17 protein-coding genes are annotated in these 17,353 nt (G+C 47.8%); 12 read left to right on the top strand and 5 right to left on the bottom strand.

Translation table 11 applies throughout. The annotated features are described in order from the left end of the window. Nucleotides 1–184 precede the first annotated feature (184 nt). From ADK28_RS30880 to ADK28_RS28855, 9 genes are all read left to right on the top strand, one after another. Nucleotides 185–1,084 carry an integrase domain-containing protein gene (locus ADK28_RS30880; RefSeq protein WP_075202184.1) on the top strand — a complete coding sequence of 300 codons (900 nt, stop codon included), beginning with the start codon at nucleotides 185–187 and terminating at the stop codon, nucleotides 1,082–1,084. A 559-nt stretch (nucleotides 1,085–1,643) separates the two neighbouring features. Continuing rightward, nucleotides 1,644–2,024 (top strand): hypothetical protein, encoded by a 381-nt coding sequence (locus ADK28_RS30875; protein WP_075202183.1) that lies wholly within the window; start codon nucleotides 1,644–1,646, stop codon nucleotides 2,022–2,024. 84 nt (nucleotides 2,025–2,108) lie between these two features. Further along, nucleotides 2,109–2,483 carry a hypothetical protein gene (locus ADK28_RS28885; RefSeq protein ID WP_048797423.1) on the top strand — a complete coding sequence of 125 codons (375 nt, stop codon included), beginning with the start codon at nucleotides 2,109–2,111 and terminating at the stop codon, nucleotides 2,481–2,483. A 99-nt stretch (nucleotides 2,484–2,582) separates the two neighbouring features. Continuing rightward, nucleotides 2,583–3,128, top strand: coding sequence for a hypothetical protein (locus ADK28_RS28880; RefSeq protein ID WP_048797422.1), 546 nt, complete (start codon nucleotides 2,583–2,585; stop codon nucleotides 3,126–3,128). Between the two features lie 132 nt (nucleotides 3,129–3,260). Beyond that, nucleotides 3,261–3,863, top strand: a complete 603-nt coding sequence (locus tag ADK28_RS28875; protein ID WP_048797421.1) for a DUF3085 domain-containing protein — start codon at nucleotides 3,261–3,263, stop codon at nucleotides 3,861–3,863. 74 nt (nucleotides 3,864–3,937) lie between these two features. Continuing rightward, nucleotides 3,938–4,945, top strand: a complete 1,008-nt coding sequence (locus tag ADK28_RS28870; protein ID WP_048797420.1) for an ArdC family protein — start codon at nucleotides 3,938–3,940, stop codon at nucleotides 4,943–4,945. 11 nt (nucleotides 4,946–4,956) lie between these two features. Beyond that, nucleotides 4,957–5,235, top strand: coding sequence for a TA system toxin CbtA family protein (locus tag ADK28_RS28865; RefSeq protein ID WP_041418717.1), 279 nt, complete (start codon nucleotides 4,957–4,959; stop codon nucleotides 5,233–5,235). A 124-nt stretch (nucleotides 5,236–5,359) separates the two neighbouring features. Further along, nucleotides 5,360–6,283 carry a DUF1281 domain-containing protein gene (locus ADK28_RS28860; protein WP_048797419.1) on the top strand — a complete coding sequence of 308 codons (924 nt, stop codon included), beginning with the start codon at nucleotides 5,360–5,362 and terminating at the stop codon, nucleotides 6,281–6,283. 113 nt (nucleotides 6,284–6,396) lie between these two features. Then, nucleotides 6,397–7,077 (top strand): N-6 DNA methylase, encoded by a 681-nt coding sequence (locus ADK28_RS28855; RefSeq protein WP_041418714.1) that lies wholly within the window; start codon nucleotides 6,397–6,399, stop codon nucleotides 7,075–7,077. A gap of 56 nt (nucleotides 7,078–7,133) precedes the next feature. On the opposite strand, the gene ADK28_RS28850 is transcribed toward ADK28_RS28855, so the two are convergent. The 4 genes from ADK28_RS28850 to ADK28_RS28840 are packed head-to-tail and all read right to left on the bottom strand — an operon-like array spanning nucleotide 7,134 to nucleotide 11,165. Then, the gene (locus ADK28_RS28850; protein ID WP_048797418.1) at nucleotides 7,134–8,846 is read right to left on the bottom strand and encodes a hybrid sensor histidine kinase/response regulator; all 1,713 of its coding nucleotides are present in this window, start codon (nucleotides 8,844–8,846) and stop codon (nucleotides 7,134–7,136) included. Then, entirely contained in the window at nucleotides 8,843–9,346 is a 504-nt protein-coding gene (locus ADK28_RS28845) for a molybdopterin-dependent oxidoreductase (protein ID WP_048797417.1), read from the bottom strand. The genes ADK28_RS28850 and ADK28_RS28845 overlap by 4 nt, the downstream gene beginning before the upstream one ends. Then, the gene (locus ADK28_RS30870) at nucleotides 9,339–10,325 is read right to left on the bottom strand and encodes a glycosyltransferase family 9 protein (RefSeq protein ID WP_075202182.1); all 987 of its coding nucleotides are present in this window, start codon (nucleotides 10,323–10,325) and stop codon (nucleotides 9,339–9,341) included. The genes ADK28_RS28845 and ADK28_RS30870 overlap by 8 nt, the downstream gene beginning before the upstream one ends. A gap of 6 nt (nucleotides 10,326–10,331) precedes the next feature. Then, nucleotides 10,332–11,165, bottom strand: a complete 834-nt coding sequence (locus ADK28_RS28840) for a helix-turn-helix domain-containing protein (protein WP_048797416.1) — start codon at nucleotides 11,163–11,165, stop codon at nucleotides 10,332–10,334. 653 nt (nucleotides 11,166–11,818) lie between these two features. Here ADK28_RS28840 and ADK28_RS28835 point away from each other — a divergent pair. The 3 genes from ADK28_RS28835 to ADK28_RS28825 all read left to right on the top strand — a co-directional run bounded on the left by ADK28_RS28835 (nucleotide 11,819) and on the right by ADK28_RS28825 (nucleotide 16,058). Beyond that, nucleotides 11,819–13,264 carry a UvrD-helicase domain-containing protein gene (locus ADK28_RS28835; RefSeq protein WP_048797415.1) on the top strand — a complete coding sequence of 482 codons (1,446 nt, stop codon included), beginning with the start codon at nucleotides 11,819–11,821 and terminating at the stop codon, nucleotides 13,262–13,264. Continuing rightward, nucleotides 13,258–14,940: a TraI domain-containing protein gene (locus tag ADK28_RS28830; RefSeq protein ID WP_048797414.1), complete on the top strand. Its 1,683-nt coding sequence runs from the start codon at nucleotides 13,258–13,260 to the stop codon at nucleotides 14,938–14,940. Before ADK28_RS28835 ends, ADK28_RS28830 begins: the two co-directional genes overlap by 7 nt. Nucleotides 14,941–15,026: 86 nt before the next feature. Then, nucleotides 15,027–16,058: a tyrosine-type recombinase/integrase gene (locus tag ADK28_RS28825; protein ID WP_048797413.1), complete on the top strand. Its 1,032-nt coding sequence runs from the start codon at nucleotides 15,027–15,029 to the stop codon at nucleotides 16,056–16,058. 433 nt (nucleotides 16,059–16,491) lie between these two features. Here ADK28_RS28825 and ADK28_RS28820 read toward each other — a convergent pair whose 3' ends face one another. Beyond that, nucleotides 16,492–17,340: a DUF4942 domain-containing protein gene (locus tag ADK28_RS28820; RefSeq protein WP_048797424.1), complete on the bottom strand. Its 849-nt coding sequence runs from the start codon at nucleotides 17,338–17,340 to the stop codon at nucleotides 16,492–16,494. Between the last annotated feature and the right edge of the window lie 13 nt (nucleotides 17,341–17,353).

Here is a 17,353-nt window from a genome sequence, read left to right as displayed (position 1 = left end):
CAAACAGATCAGAGATCTGGGGTGCCTCGCAAGAACTCAACATTTCGCCGCCCCGATGCACAGATACCAGTCGAGACGCAGGAAGCGCAAAAGCAACCGTGTCGTCGGGGTTGAAATTACTGGGGTACAGATCCGTCTGCTTCTTTTAAAGCAGAGGGACGTGTATCCCATTGGAGATATTGAAATGTCCAGATTCGGTAAACAGCTAGGTAAACAACTTGTCACGCTTGCTCGTCAGGGACGAGGGAGTTTTAAAACCGTTGCTGACCGTTCCAGAATTGCAGACCGTTTTTCTGAACGTCTGGCAAAGTTAAATATTCAAATCCGGGATGTAAAACACATCAAAACGATACATATCGAAAAGTACATTCATAGCCGGCAGGCTGAAAACTTATCGCTCCGTACATTGCAAAACGAGATGGCAGCAGTGCGTTCAATTATGTCAGCTGCGGGTCGGAATAAACTGGCTGATCCCAATCATGATAAATTGAGTAACCAGGCTTTAGGAATTTCAGGCGCTAACCGTGATGGGACGAAAGCCCCTATTTCGGATGAAAAGTTAAATGCTGTCATAAATCACACCTTCAAAAAAGATGCGGGGGTAGCATTGGGGGTTCAGTTATCGCGCTATTTAGGTTTGCGAACTGAGGAAACTGTTCAGTCAGCAAAGTCATTAAAAACATGGCGGCAGACTTTAATTAATGGCGACGAGCGTGTTCGGGTCGTTTTTGGCACGAAAGGTGGTCGCCCTCGTGATACGACGATTTTTAATCGCGAGAAAGTTTTATCTATTTTAGAGGCGGCAATAAAGTATTGTGATGTTCATAATGGTAAATTGATTGATAAGCCTTCATTGCATACAGCAATAGAACGGTACAGAAATATTGTCCGTGAGGCTGGAATGACAGGGAAAGATGCTCCCCATAGTTTGCGTTACGCGTATTCACGCGATGCGATTACTCATCATGTTAAGAATGGAATGAGTCGCGTAGAAGCGGAGGCATTGGTATCGATGGATTTGGGCCATGGGGATGGACGAGGCCGTTATATTAAACAAGTCTATTTTAAAGGCGATGTGGAATAACGAATTAATCGCTTTAAATGTACAGGATTTTATTAATTTAAAAAATTTTCGACTGCATGCGTGAATATGATGGTTCGTACATAACGGTCGCAGCTCTCACAGGGCTGCGACCTCAAAATTATAATGGTACAGAGACGTTACGTTATTAGGTAAAAAGAGAGTTTTACTCCAAACCTGCGGGCATGGCCTCTTGACAGATCAGCGATTTGCTCGGAAAATAAGCATGCTTACTCGTTGTCTTCGGACAACCACCAATGCTCAATGGGTCTGTGATGAGCGCCTTCGGGTGACCTAGCTGTCAGTCGACAGCCACCAATGATCCAGCCACTTGTGAGGATTGCCTTCGGGTAGTGGCAAAAAAACGCTTCCGTAGCTTGAAAGGACGCACGCCGTTTACGGTGTAGTACATCTGCCCGCCTTTGAGAGTAGATGTCATCGTAGTTTTGATGAACAAGGCTTAACTTTCTTACCTATGTCGATTGCGCGTGACGCAATCAAATCCCAAGGGAAATACCTTTCCCCTGGGAGCGGTGTTTCCCTTTTTTACAGGAGAAACACCATGTCTGTCCTTTCACTGTGGCCTTCTCAGCCTGAACTCTCGTTCATTGATCGCCTGTGTGCGTGTTGGCGCCGAATATACCCGGGCCATCCGGGCGCAGAAGACGTCATTGATACCGAGTGGTTTACCAACGAAACCCGCAATGTCAGTTGTAAGGCTATCATTTTCCCTCGGGCTTCCGGCGGCTGGAGCGCCACCGTTGTGTCGCGTACCGGATATTCTAAAAGGGATTTTTCCTACTCTTTTAATTCGTTTACGCAAATCTTCTCATCCCAGATAGAAGCGGTTCGTGCAGCGGAACTGCTGGCGAAACAGTTTGTTCATCTGCGTCATCGCTACCATCACGGTGCACAGTACCTAGTCTGTAAACCGGCTATTTAAGTCGCATGCAGTCACATACCCTGACGGGGGATTTACGCCCGTTTGGGGATAAATCCCGCTTTATTTTTTGTGGAGGATTTATCGATGTATACCCAGTTACCCAACGTGCTTAACGTGAAAACTGCGCTTGATGCGTTTCATTTCCTTTGCCTGGTTGAAGGTAAGCTCATGAGTATCCAGGCTTGCCAGCGGCTGGGATTGGGTCTTGAACGCGAAGCACCCACTGAGCTGAATGCGGTCGAATGTGCCGTTATCGATGCGGGAGAGGCCTTTGGTGGTTTCCTGCTGGTCATGCAGTACGGCTATATATCAACACGTTCCGCTAACGGGCAAGCGCTTCTGACTCGCCTGGATACACTGAGCAAAGATATTCACGCGTCTTATTGGGCGCAGGCTGTGGAGCAAGGCAAGCGCTATGTCGAAGCCGACATCGCTATTGGCGAGCTCGAGGTTTGGTGATCGGCATGGCAGCCTGACGGCCTGCAGATACACACCCTGACGGGGATTTATTCCCGTCCGGGGGATAGATCCCCCTTCATTATTTCTGGAGGATTTATCGTGATAACGACTGTGTATTTTGACAAGCCGCCGTCCCAGGACGCGTGGATTGATTTAACGCTTGCGGTGACCGAGGTGTACTGGCTTTTGCCGGCGACGACCCGGCCTGCGGATATTTACCAGGCCAGTGATCTGTTCAGTGATGCGGTACTTGACGTGGCCGGTCTGCGGTTTTCTCAGCAACCTGGGCACATGCAGCCTGTACAGCAGACTCTCTGGATGGACAGTCGGCAGGATTTCTTCGGCCGGCTGATGTTGCTCCTGGTACATAACCTGTGCCCGGACTGCTTCCGAATAGCGCGGGATACACAAACTGCGGGATGTGGTTGGGAACAGCCGCTTATCTGGTTGCGCCATCATCTGCAGCGTCCTGAGCTCAAGGCTCCAGATGCGGTGAATGAACGGGTACTCACGGATGATTCAGTCCGGAGACATCTGGTGCAATTCAGGGACAGCATCAATAACGACGAGCTCTCCTATCACTGGAGCGTGATCACCTTGATGGATAACGTCTGGCTAAACCCGGGTTTGAGCAGGAGCAAGTGAACCTGATCTCAACCTTGTAGTCCGCACTGTCAGTCTTGTTGAGTACGACAGGACTTCAACGCGTTAACTCATTTTCCCTGGAGGGGCTTTCCCTCTCGGGGAAGTCCGTCTCCAGCACACAGGAGACTTACCATGTTGCATTTTAATCCTGCAGAATTACGCACTGTTATTGCTGAAGTTCGCGCCAATCAGTGTGCGCTGATGCTGGCCAAAGACGAAGGCGTCTATCTGATGCCGACCGTGGGTGAGCGAAACGCCACCGGTCGTATTAAACATCTGGCGTATGCCGACGGTTGCCATCCCGAAAAGGATGAGGCCTGGTACGAGACGTCGCGGCAGCTAGTCGGCGGTGATGACTTTGGTGAGAAGCTGGTGCTAACCGACAGGTGTATCGAACGAATACTGTCGGAAGGGCACGAACTCTGGATACACCTGTTACCGGAGACGGTCTATATGCACGTCGCCGTGGTCAACTGGGTGTGTGTCGCCGACTACCGCCGAATGACCGCCCGTATGCTGCAGCTGGCCGAGGTCCATTACTCGGTCTGTGTCAGCCAGGATGAGTTTAAACACTGGCGTGAGCGGGCCATCAACGTGCTGGCCACGGCCTGCCATACCGATTGCAAGCGGGCAAAGCCCGCCGATCGGGACGACTATCAGGCCTTGTTCGAACGGCTGAAACAGCGTGTTGACACGGTAAACCCGAAAGGGGCGCTGCGTTACCCTGCGTTCTAACCACTTTTCTGTCCCCTGGGGCGTATTCTTCGCCGCCAGGGGAGGAATGCGCTTTTTTTTTCGAGGAGCATTCCATGAAGAAATCATCATCACGTCGGCCGGCAAAAGCCCGTCGCGAACGTCCTGACCTGTACCAACAGGTCACGGACAAAATCATTGCCGCCATCGAGACGGGAACGTTGCCCTGGCGTAAGCCCTGGCGGACCGATAAGGCCCGCAGTGCGTCGACCAGCATCATGCCGCAGAACGGCACAACCGGTTACCACTACAGCGGTGTGAATGTGCTGCTGTTGTGGATGGCCGCGGACGAAAGGGGATTTCACTCCAATCGCTGGCTGACCTACAAGCAGGCGGAAGCCGTCGGTGGCCATGTGCGCGCTGGCGAAACAGCCACCCTGGCCGTGGTATTCAAATCCTGGGACAAGCAGGTGGAGGATGCTGATGGCCGGCAGCTGTTTGACGAGGAGGGGAACCCGCTGAAAACGCGAATACCCATGCTGAAGCCGCTGTACCTGTTTAACGTGGCGCAATGCGACAACCTCCCGGAAACCGTTGTCGGCGTTACGCCGGCAGAAGTGCCGGAAGAGGATGGGGCGTTGGTTGATACGAAAACGCAGGCTCAGGTCAGCACCCTCGTTGATGCCAGTGGCGTTCGGCTCGAACAGGTGTACCAGGACCGGGCATTTTACTCCCCGATCCGCGACCAGATTGTCTTGCCGCAGGTTCAGCAATTTCGAACCGAGGCGGATTACTGGTCGACGTTATTGCATGAACTGGTGCACAGCACCGGTCATGCAACACGGCTCAACCGGGAGGGGATCACGTCTTCCTCCCGGGCGTTCGGAGATCCCGTGTATGCATTCGAGGAACTGGTAGCGGAGCTGGGCAGTGCCTTTATGTGCGCGCAGCTTGGCATCTTTGGCGACGTCCAGCACGACAGCTACCTCGAGCACTGGCTCAAGGTATTGCGTGAGGATAAGCGTGCGTTGTTTCGTGCAGCCAAACAGGCCCGTGAGGCGTCAGAGTTTTTACTGAAGCCCTTGGCGGAACCGGTGACAACCGAGTCTGCCGTTGCGGCATGAGGAGACGGGTGATGACGATGGAACAATGTTACTGGCAGACCATTGCCGGCAGGTTACTGGCCAAATACTTTGGTCTGACGTTAAACGATACCGATTTGTGTGAAGCGGAGTGCGTGATGGCTTTACAGGAAGCGGGTGTGCGGCCGTTTGAGGCGATCAACAATCTGGTGGATAAATACCACCTGGAACGTCTGGGCGCCAATCCTTTTACCCCATCATCACCGTATCTGCGCCAGGTGGAAGAACTGGGCGCGATCGGCGAAACAGAGCAGGAGATAACCGATGACTAAAAACAACCATAACGGGCAGGACAGTACCCTCGTCCTGGCCATCATGATTTAACACCTAACCCATCGGGGGAGTTATTCCCCCGCTGGGGAAAGCTCCCTCTTTTTTATGAAGAGGAGAAAGACCATGTCCAACTGGTGCAAAAACCGTTTAGTGATCACTGGCCAATCCGTGTTTGTGGATGAACTGCAGCAATGGGTCAATGGCCATGTTGTGCCTGACTACCGTCATGCCATTCAACAGAGCTGCCGGCTATTTCTGGCTGGCTGCGCCAGCATACTGAAGCCGGCCACAACAAAACCTGGGGTTTATGTGCCCTATCCGGATCTGTTAACACATCCGGGGATCGCATCACCTCAGAATCTGGCCTTTGAACACTGGTTCGGGTTGCTGAAGGCTGATATCCCGTTAACGGCCGAAAATGTTCGTTTGATTGAGCGTCTCTATCGCCAGTCGGGAATTGACGCCGTGAAATGGGAGAACATCCCCAACGTCGCGAAGGAGCGTATGGCGGATGTACTGTCTCGCCAGTATGCGGACTGGTTCGGCCTGGTGGGGGTGAGTTCTGACATCGATGCTGGCCTTTGCTGGGAGCGTTTGGGCATGATGCCGGAGTACACCGCACCGTGCGATATGCTGATGCTGATCCCGACGCGTCTGGCGACCGAACTGAATGGTTCAGGTGCTTTGTTACGTGATGTGCCGACCATGGCCGATCTCTATGGTCGCCAGTACGGCGTCGAATGGCCATCAGGCCATAATGCCGGTTGTGTGCGGGACGGCATCAACACGTTGACGGTGCACTTTGATTCCCCGTGGTACCCGCCAGCCGGCGAGGTTATCGGGACAGTGTCGGAGCGGTTCAGTTGCCAGGTGGAACATACCTGGTACATGCCTGATGCGGAACGCAGTGGTTACGATCGCTACGACCGCGGCGAGCATGTCGACGGCGGACGAATAGCGGCTGAGGTTGAGGCCGGTGAGGTGATCCACCTGACCTACGCCGACAAGGATTCTGTGCCGTTGTCACTGAATTCAGTTGCTGGCTAATCATCGAGTTTTGTTAACGCATTAACCTATGGCCACCGATGTTCGGTGGTCTTTTTTTTCCCGTGGGGGAGTTCTCCCACTGCGGGTGAGCTCCCTTGTTAAAGGAGTTCACCATGTTGACGTTTAGTGAAGCACAGAAACAATTCATCGGCCTCTTTGGCCAAACTGCACGCTACCACCATCGGTATAAGGTCTTTTCTGACTTCGTTCAGTGTGGCGCGATAGCGATGCACAATCGCTTCTGTCCAGACGAAAGACTGGAGAAACAGTATCTGACGATCATCAAGGGGTATGAACGTGAAGACGTCGAACGCCTGGCGCACTTACTTACCCTGGTACGAATTGCACTGAATGCCCAGGCTTGTGATTTTCTGGGGATGACGTTCATGCAACTGGAGCTCGGGGATAAACACCGTGGGCAGTTTTTCACGCCCTGGAGCGTGGCATCGATGATGGCCAAGTTACAGTTCACAGGATTGAAGCAACAGTTGCAAACTCAGCCGTTTGTCACCATCAGTGAACCTGGTTGTGGTGCCGGCGGCATGATGATTGCTGCAGCGGTAGAGATGCAAACATTGGGATACGAACCTTCACAGCATATGTGGGTTTCCTGCGTTGACATCGATGTAGTGGCTGTGTCGATGGCCTATATCCAGCTGTCATCACTTGGGATACCCGGTGAAATTGTATTGGGAAACGTATTGGCAAATGAGCGCCGATTGGTGATGTACACCCCGATGCATTGGTTGGAAAAATGGCCGCTTAGAATACAGCAGTACCATTCAGGTAATTGACCAAAACCGCCCAGTATGGGCGGTTATCTTTTGGTTCTATAAATATAATGTGCGATTTATAGAGTGGGTTGACTCGCAAATACGGATTCTATGGATTTTTTAATATCATTTAATCTTACTGGCTTTGTTAAAATATCCACATCTTTGATTGGGCTTTCACTGGTGTATGCACTAATGAATATAAACGGTGTGTTTTTATTTGGGCCGTTGTTCTGTTTGACTTCTCTGTATAAGTCATCACCAGTGATAATAGGCATCTGTAAATCACTCAAAACAAGATCAAATGATTTCCGATATAACTTCTCCAATGCTCTTTCCGGAGATGTTGTATACTCTACTGAAAAGTCATGCTGAAGAATTGATACTAATGACTCGCACGCCATTTCATTATCATCAATAATTAATATACTGATGCCCTTAGCTGAGAACGGTTTGTCATCAATATCGGTGATAATGTCAATTTCAGCAGGTGTTGCCAGCTCAATAGGTAATGAAACGGTAAATACAGTTCCTTTACCAACATCACTTTTTACATCAATAGTCCCATTCATGGCTTTAACAACACCATGGACGATAGCTAACCCCATCCCAAAACCGGGCACCTTGTTGTCGTTGCCGACGCGGATAAACGGCGAAAATATAGTGTCTATTTTATCTTTCGGGATACCCTGCCCCGAATCTTCGACCTTAATAATTAGTTTGGATTTTTCGTGAACAACTGCACTGACCTGCACATTACCGTTTTCTGTGTATTTGATGGCATTGGTGACAATGTTTTCAACTATTTGCATAGTCCGCGAGGGATCAGTCTTTATATACACATCAGAGATGTCACCTAAACTTACAGAAACAGAGTTTTTATTTAATATCGAAATGCTTTGCTCAACGGTATCTTGCACAATTTTACGTAAGTTGAATGATGCTATTTTTATTTCGACGTTACCATTATCAACCTTTGCAAATTCAGCAAGGTCTTTCATCTGACGTTCCATTTTCATGGCGGCATTTTCCAAACGTTCAAAATGGTTGAATGTCGTGTCATCTTTTTGTCGTATAATGACCTCTACGGAGGAAATTATTGCCTGGAGTGAAGTTCTTAATTCGTGGCCCAAAATCCCAAGGAATGCGTTTTTGTTGTTGAAGGACTTTTTTTCGGATTCTAATTGGTTGTTAATGGATTTCACTTGTCGATATGAAATAAATAGCATCAATAGGAATAGGAAGTACAGTGACGCAATTGGAAACTTCATGGAGTTTCCTTTGTTAATGTAGTCTTGCTGGATAATATTTCGTTGCCTTACTTCGGCATGGTCTGAAATTACAACGAGACTTTTATTGTCTTGTCCAATTAATTCAATGCTTTTAAGAATGATAGAGTAATCAGGAACCTCTTTATTTAGCTCGACATCAATCTTTTCCAGATTTTCATTTATATGTGCTACAGTCGTAGCGTATCCAGCCTCTTCAAATAAGTATCTGGTTGATACACTTTTATGTAGCAGAACATTCGAGCTCGAGAACAGGAGATCAAGCTCAGTTTGTAATTCTTCTTTATCAGAGTTTCCCAGGCGTAACTGACGCTCAATATTCGCATTAAATCCTGCCAGCCTGATCGTGAATTTAGCTATAGCCCACGCATAGTTTTCTTGTGGACCAGCTGAGTTAATATTATGGCTTGTGGAAAAATACTGTTCATACATCCACACGAAACCACCGGTTAGAATAAAAAAACCGACGATATACTGGATCAGGATCCGTTTTAGTTTCATTTATCTATGACCGTTATGCCGTCTACTTGCCAGATATGGCGTGCCTGATAAGTGGGGCTATTGAGCTTTTCGTAATATCTATCCAAAGGGTAAATAACGAAATAGGGGCCAAAATCTCTTACTTTCAGAGGGTTTCCGTCCATTTTATTTGCAAGCAAAATATCGTATTGCTCAACATCAGAGAAAGGTATATCGACCCAGTAGTCATTCAACGCTCGCATTCTTAAGATTTTTCCACGAGCACCGACAAGTGTCAATAAGTCCTTGAATTTTACCCCTTCGAAATCCACCACGTGTCCAGGCTCAGTCCAGGATGTGGTTGTTTTTATATGGGACTTTTTAAGTTTATTAAAATCCTCAGCAGTTAACAGATAGCCGTCATTATGGTTTCTATTGGTGATGTCACCATCTATATAGAGGTCGCCGACCTTTGCAAAGGTCGATGCTGAAAAAAACACAGCAACCATAAATAACATTGATAGTGATTTTACTTTAAGCATAATAGACCTCAAACTCTTTACTTATTGAGTTAACTAAAGTGATATCTTCACTATTATGGATCCCTTCTGTTTCATCATTTCCGATGTAAACAGACTCGCAATGAGTATAGTATAGACTACGAAGCTCGGGTTTCACTGTTGTAAATATACATGTGGTTGGGATGTCAAAACCGGCACCAATATGTAAGGCGGCGGAGTCACAGGTATAGAGGTGTTTGGCATGTTTTATTATGGATGCAAAACAAGCAGTGCTTTTTGATAGCTCAGAAATATTAGTGTAATTTTCATGCTCAACATCACTGAACCCAAAGACTTTCATCTTAAACTTATCGCTTAATTCAGATATTATTTTTTTATGATATTGTTGCGGTATGCTTCTTATTTTTGTACTGGCATGAGGGCAGAGAAGAGTATATTCACTTAAATTGATATCATCGAGGGGAGCATCTTTTAGCCATGAATTGCTTTTTAACTCAGCCGGAATATGGTCACGTTCGAGACCAAGGCTTCTTAAAAAGAAATCATGCATTTCCAAATTATTAAAACCTTCCCAGTATAGTTGATTCCCCAAATCTATAATTAAATCTGATTCTGTTGCCTTGGATAAATCAAAAGGCATGAAATGAATCTCATTTATTATATTATTAGTAAGTGTATAAATTTCATTTACATAGTTAGGACAGTTTTCTGGACGAATGACTGTTATAACGATGTTGGGGTTTATGTTTTTTATTGCTTGCAGAGCGGAAATGCCAACTACGGAATCACCCAGCGTTACACCTAGACCATTAATAATCGTCAAGCTTTTAACTTTTGCATAGTCAAACGAAATATTGTTTATTGCGTTATTATGGATCGTTGGAATATGCAGGGGTAAAATGTTGCCGCCAGGTCGCTCTTTACTCACCCCGTAAGGTGAAACAATATACTTCCCATCTAATAATAGACTTCCGGTATATGTTAATAAACTGTTATTCATAATCTTTCACTTAGGGAAATGCTTGTTGATTAATGATTTTATAACACTGGCTTTAATCGGTTTTTCATAGGGGCCAGTAATATCATAGTCATTTATGGCACTTGAGATTTCACTATCGGCAATACCTGGTAACTGTCCGGTAAGAACCAGAATCATGGCATTCTTATTCTCTGAGTTTCTTATCACTTTAATAGTATTAAAAACAGTTTTCGTCCCAACAACCCAATCTAAAATATAGGCATCATAAGGATGATGCTTCAGGCTATCTTCCAATGAAGTTATGTCATAAAATGCGTCAACAAGATATTCTTTGTTGGCTATTATTTCTTGGAGACTATCAACTATGTTCTTCTCGTCATCAAGAATTGCAATTCTGTGTTTTTTAATGTTTTGCTTTTGTGGATAGAGCTGAATTATGTCAATGTTTCGTTTTGACTCAAATAAAACCTCATCCTTTATATCGTCAGTATGAAAAACAACCCATTCATCATTGATTTTTAAGGCTGAATATTCCGTTGGCTCATTACTGTTTGCAGTTGACAAGTAGATTTTGCATTTAATATTAGCTTTTCCGTCATACCATGTAGCGGCATGCACCTCATTAACTGAATAGTTGTATATGTCGAAAAATTCGCTCATCTTCATATCAATGGATTCGATCACTTTTATCAGCTGTGATACCTCCCAGTTCGACGCGCCGGTCATCTTCTTTTGTGCTGCAGCTGTTGTGATATCCAGTACACGGCTGGTGTGGCTGATATGCTTCTGCTTTGGAATACCCTTCATTGCCAGCGCTTTGGCAATGATCTCCCCCAGGGCAGTTTTATTGTTGATGTCCATCTCCCACCTTCGTTCTATTTCAGTTTAAAAAATAGTCACAACTTTACACTCAAAGTTGTGTTTTTCAAAGAAAACGCTATTCTAATAGTCGCAAAATGACTGCATAAGTCACAAAAGTATCAATTATGTTGACATGCACTAATGTTAGTTGTTAAAAAGATGCCTGAGTGTGGGGGCCAGCGGTGCTGAACTGAAGTTTCTGAGCGTTATGCTTATCGCCTTCCGGATGAGCATAACGCTCAGGTGAAGCTACAGCGCACAACACCAGAGAAAGCGCCAACTCAACGTTGGGGGATTACTCCCTACATTGAGACGGATGCGCAATAACAGTGAGGGTGGGCTTTTCACACGTGACGAATTCTTGTGAATGGCTAAAGCACCCCGAAATAAATTCACCTGAACCTTGTCGTCTTTACACCAGGGAAACCTGAAAAAATTATTATATTTTAGCTTTGGGATTGTCTTCGGAAGTATCGATACAACCCATGGTTTTGACTTAACAGACTCCAGCAATGCGGGGTTGATAACTGTCTATCAACCTGAAAACGGCTAACCACAGGAAACCTTTTCAACTGGAAAAAGGATTTCCTGTGGTGATTGCCGTATTGACCTGCGCAGCATAAGCGCCGGTCAAGTTTTACGGAGTTCTGCTGATGTCTTATTGTGATACACCTGAACAAGCCGCCATCATCGGTTGGTCTGGAACAAAACTGGTGGTTAGGGCTTTTGCCGGCACCGGAAAAACGTCCACACTGGTGCGGTTCGCGTTAGCAAATCCGGACAGCAGGATGCTCTATCTTGCCTATAACCGGGCTGTCAGGAACGAAGCAGAGCAAAAATTCCCATTCAATGTGGAATGTAAAACCTCCCATCAACTGGCCTGGCCTAACTTCGGGCGCCACTATCAACAACGGTTGACAGGCAATCTGCGGATCACTGACGTTGCTCGTCAACTCAATACGCGTCACTGGCCTCTGGCTCGCGTGGCCACCATCACCCTCAATGCTTTTCTCTGCAGTGCCGATTGCCAATTTGGCCCGCAACACCTGCCTGATGAGAACGCGCGCAGCGGGTTATCAGCTGAAAAAATTCTGGCGGCCGCACAGTTGCTCTGGCGCGAATCAGCTCGTCAGGACGGCGTATTCCCTGTCACCCATGATGTTTACCTCAAACTGTATCAGCTCTCAGAGCCAGATCTCGCCAAACGCTGGCAGACCGTGTTGTTTGATGAGGGTCAAGACGCCAATCCAGTCACGCAAGCCCTGGTCTTGTCACAGCGCTGTAATGTGGTCATGGTCGGTGATCGCCATCAACAAATTTACCGGTTCCGTGGGGCGGAGAATGCGCTCGACGCTGAGCAACTGGCAGATGCCGAACAGCTGTGTCTGACACACAGTTTCCGGTTTGGCCCTGGAGTGGCCAGGGTGGCGAATATGCTGCTTAAACGGCAGGGGGAAACGCTGCCCCTGGTCGGGAACGGCGGTGAAGACAACGTCGTGGCGAGCTTGCCGGAACAGGACAAATCAACACACATTGCTGTCCTCAGTCGGACTGTCGCTGGCGTGATTGGTATGGCACTTGAAGCCAGTCTTGCGGGCAAAAAAGTGTATTGGGTTGGCGGTATTGCCGGCTACAAAACTGATGAGCTTGAGGATTTGTATTGGTTTTCGGCTGATATGCCTGAACGAATGCAATCCCCGCTGCTGGCGCGAGAATACCGAAATTTTGAGGAATTTGAGTCGGTGGCCAGAGCAACCAAAGACGCTGAAATGAACCAGGGTCTTAGGTTACTCGACCAGTACTTCCCGCTGCCACAAAAGCTGCAGGTAATGCGTGAGCATGCGGTCACAGATGAAAGCCAGGCGCAGGTGACCGTTTCGACAGCACATCGCAGCAAAGGCCTGGAGTGGCCCGTGGTGATGTTGAACGATGACTTTGCGGATATCACCGATCCCCTGATGGTTGACAGCGAACGTACTGATGAAACGAATCTGCTGTATGTCGCTGTTACCCGGGCTCAGCAAACACTGGTACTGAATGATTTACTGCAGGTGTTGATGGACAGCGAAGGAGATATCGCTGGAGGCCCTGCATGCTGAAGGCCATCAAAGAGCTGCTGGTTGGGACCCGGGATATGCCGGTAAAGCCAACGGCAAGCATTTCAGCCTCTCGAGGCCCTGCAGGCTACTATATGCCCGCATCCGCAGAGCAGCTGTTGAGCACGGCATCTCGTAAGCAGTGTTTGCAGCAGTTATGGGAGAACTGTGCACTTCCCAAAGACCTTTATGAACAATTCTATTTGCAGCCACTGAAACAGCTCATTGCATTGATGCAGGTGTTGCCGGCAACGCCGCAGGGTGAGTATGCCAGGGAAGGGGGATTGGTTGATGTCACCCTTCAGACGACGACGTATGCGGTGCGTCTGGCCAAAGGGCATATGCTTCCTCCAGGTGCCGCGCCCGAAGAACAATCAGCCCAGAATGTACAGTGGAATGTCGTGGTGTTTTACGCTGCACTATGGCACTACCTGCCGTTGTTGAGCCAGCTGCAGGGGGAGCTCCAAAGTGGACGAGCCTGGTTACCCGGTTTGACGGTGCCGGGTGATCCCTACCGTTTTCGTTTCGGTGCGACCCCGTCAGCCCCGACATTGGCGACGAGTCAAAGTGCGTTGATTGCGGTACGGCTGCTGCCTGCAGAGGTCATCGACTGGCTTTCAACACTGCCGGCGGCTGCACACTCGTTGATGACGATTGCGTCCCGACAGCCCAGCGCATTACCGGTAATCGACGACATTATCCAGGACGCGGTCAAACTGGCGCGCGGCGATAGCCTGGCCGTATTGTTCTCGCCAGCATCTATCTCCGGCACATTGACAGTTCCTTTACCGTCGGTGGCTCCGACTACAGAAAATATCACCTCTTCAGTGCCCGTTGTTGATTTGCAAAGTGCAGTCAGCGACACCAACTCATCGCTCATCGAGGGGCAACAGCCGGCAGAGACATTAACTCAAACAGAAGAAAATGCAGCGTCAGCAACAGAGGTGATACTGAGCTCTGCCCTGGATACGCCGGTCAACGATAGGCCTTTGGCTGAGATGGTCCTCGCGCCTGAAAAGGCGGTTGGCGTCGAAGAGGATATGCAGGCCCTGTTGTCACTATTGGCGGTTGAGGTGTCAGTACCGGCTTGCCTGGATAGCCAGGAAGAGGGAAACGCCCCTCAGAAAGAGAGCCCTCGACCTGAAAAAAACCAGGGGCCGGTGCATGACATTGCCACTGTAATTGAAGACAGCTGTGATTTACCAGAAGTAATAGAACCTGATTTATCAGAGTGCACAGATACGACGAGTATTCCAGAGCCTCAACATTCATCACAGAAGTCACTGTTAGTAGAAAATAACGCAGAAAGTAAATTTAGGGACGCCTTCCTACAGTGGTTGAGTCTTGGGATCAAAAAAGGGGATATATCAATTAATACCGTGGAGTCGCGAGCGCATATTGTTAGTGGTTTCGTATTTCTCTGCGTTCCAGATATTTTTCATCTGTATATCAAAGAGAATAATTTGGAGCGTACTGAACGAAATTCAATCCAAAAGGCGTTTGAAAAACTGGGTAGACATCGGATCCGGAAGGGACAGAGATTCTTTATTGGTCATCTTTATGAAAAGTCAGAGGGGGTGGGCTCCTATCGTCGTATCAATGGTTACCTGATTAAGGCAAATAGTTTATATGGCGGGACAAGAGTACCAGAGGACAGTCAGTTACTCGTGATCCCGTAGTCGTTAGATGTAAGAAGGAGCTCATAAAATGTTGGGTTCAACTGACGGGTTGTGAGTAGATAAATATACTAATTCGAGGTCATGAAATGAAAAACGAAGAAAAGATGCACGACGAGTGGGAATTTCTGCTCGAGGAATATTTCTTTACTAAGCAACTTCGTTCAGCAACGGAATGGAGCTACAGGAAAGTTGCTCTGACGTTTACGCGTTTTATTGGTGGAATTATTACCCCAGCTATGGTGACGCAAAGGGACGTCCTGGTTTGGCGCCGACATCTGTTAAAGGAGAAAAGTCTCTCGGTGCATACCTGGAACAATAAGGTCGCTCACTTGCGGGCTATATTTAACCTGGGAATTAAAAAAGGGTTAGTTCAGCACACGGAGAATCCCTTTAACGGAACTGTAGTCCGTTCTGATACCAAGAAAAAACGAATATTGACGAAGACTCAATTGACCCGCCTTTACCTCGTAATGCAGCAGTATGAACAGAGGGAGAAAGAGAGAAAACCAGTGAAAGGTGGGAAATGTGCTCTCTACCCAACCTGGTTCTGGATGACGGTATTAGACACATTCCGATATACCGGGATGCGTAACAATCAGATGATCCACATCAGACTGAGAGATGTGAACCTTGAGCAAGGCTGGATCGAGCTTCGGCTTGAAGGAAGCAAAACACATAGAGAGTGGAAGGTACCACTGGTTCGTCAATTAAGAGAACGAATAAAGCTGCTTATTATGCGTGCTACTGAGCGAGGTGCTGGTCAGCATGACCTGCTTTTTGACGTCAAACGGTTCACCAACCCACGGCATACTCATTACATCTATGACGAAAAAAATGTTCTGCAGTCCTTTCGTAGCTTTTATCGTCGGTTGTCGAGGGATAGTGGCTTTGATATTTCCTCACACCGTTTCCGCCACACGCTAGCCACGGAGCTGATGAAATCCCCGGACAGAAATCTGAAACTGGTGAAGGATCTGCTGGGTCACCGTAACGTCAGTACCACAATGGAGTATATCGAATTGGATATGGAAGTAGCGGGGAAAGCACTCGAACAGGAGCTTGTTTTACATACGGATATCACTGCGACGAGAAGCTTACAAAGCTTGACACAGGTATGATTTGCTGTGAATATCACCAGTGATCGAGAAAAGGACGCCTGTGCAGGAACACAGGCATCCTTCTTGAGGAATTCAACTTACAACGTCGCGGTAGTAAACAGTTACTCTGTTATCTCTTTGACAAGTCGATTCCGTATTAACCACCCGTTAAAGTTCTCATCCTTTAACCAGTGTGCATTGATGCAGAATTAGTGGTGCCCGGACTCGGAATGGATTTTGACTTGTATGTGTACTGACATATATGGTTTTTAATGTGTTTCATAAACCACAAGGCCCCCAGTAAGGCCCCCTTCTGCAGGGCGTCAAAATTTGACGGTTGAACGGGAATTTTTACGTCCATTTGAACTCTTTTTGATGGCACAGTGCTCTGGCTTTTTGCGGAATCGTACTGAGCACCATCAGCGTTTGAAAATGATATCATAAAACTTGCTCCTTATTGTTGAGTGGGCAGCATCCCCGGATAGTGCCGGGCGATAATGTCATTCAGCTTATCGACCAGCTCTGGCCGCTTGAAGGTGATATGCGCAGTTCCCTTCTGAAAATATTTAATCTCAAACATCTCATCCTCATAACGATTGCTGTGCCTGTTCTCATGGATATGGTCGCCCAGACGACGGGTAACATCGGCGCGGTTGTCGGGAACAGGCTTTCCATCAAGGATCATTAGCATGCGTTCAAGGTCGGCTAACCGATCCCGCTGCCAGCCCCAGTTCAGACCAAACCCCCACCTGTCGCATTTGACCAGCCCTGTCACGATGATTTTCCTGCCAAATTTGCAGGGCGAGTTCGTCTTAAAATCCCACGATAAGCTTTTGAAGACGTTAATGACGCCACGCTCAAATACCTCGCCTTTATTCAGATGCAATTGCTCGAACGTGCTCAGGATATTCTCTTCGCTGACAGCCGGAATCTCCTCCTTTTCCAGGCTGTTGTACCACTGTTCACGAGCCTGTGCGTCCATGAGTGACAACATGCCGGATTTGTTCATCAAATCCCGCCATATACCGCGATCGAGATTGCGGGTAATGGCTTTCATCGCCGTTTCTGTTTTTTCCAGCAGCCAGCAGCCGCAGCGGAAGTCCTGCTTCATGGCCCAGTCCAGGGCGGTTTTACCGCCGATACTGCGGGTCAGCGCTGAGATATCATCGAGTTGCTGAATGAGCACTTCAATCTGCGCCAGCGCGGCGTTACGTCCTGTGACGATACGTTCAATACTGGTCGAACAAATCACATCGGTATGGTCGGTTAAAACTTCGGGTTCTGTGAGGGTAAGTTCTGACATCATTTCTTTCCTT

The organism is Serratia sp. 506_PEND (assembly GCF_001076875.1).
GTDB classification, from domain to species: domain Bacteria; phylum Pseudomonadota; class Gammaproteobacteria; order Enterobacterales; family Enterobacteriaceae; genus Serratia; species Serratia marcescens.
The sequence above is the reverse complement of the archived record's forward strand: the minus strand, read 5'-3'. Positions and strand labels throughout refer to the sequence as shown.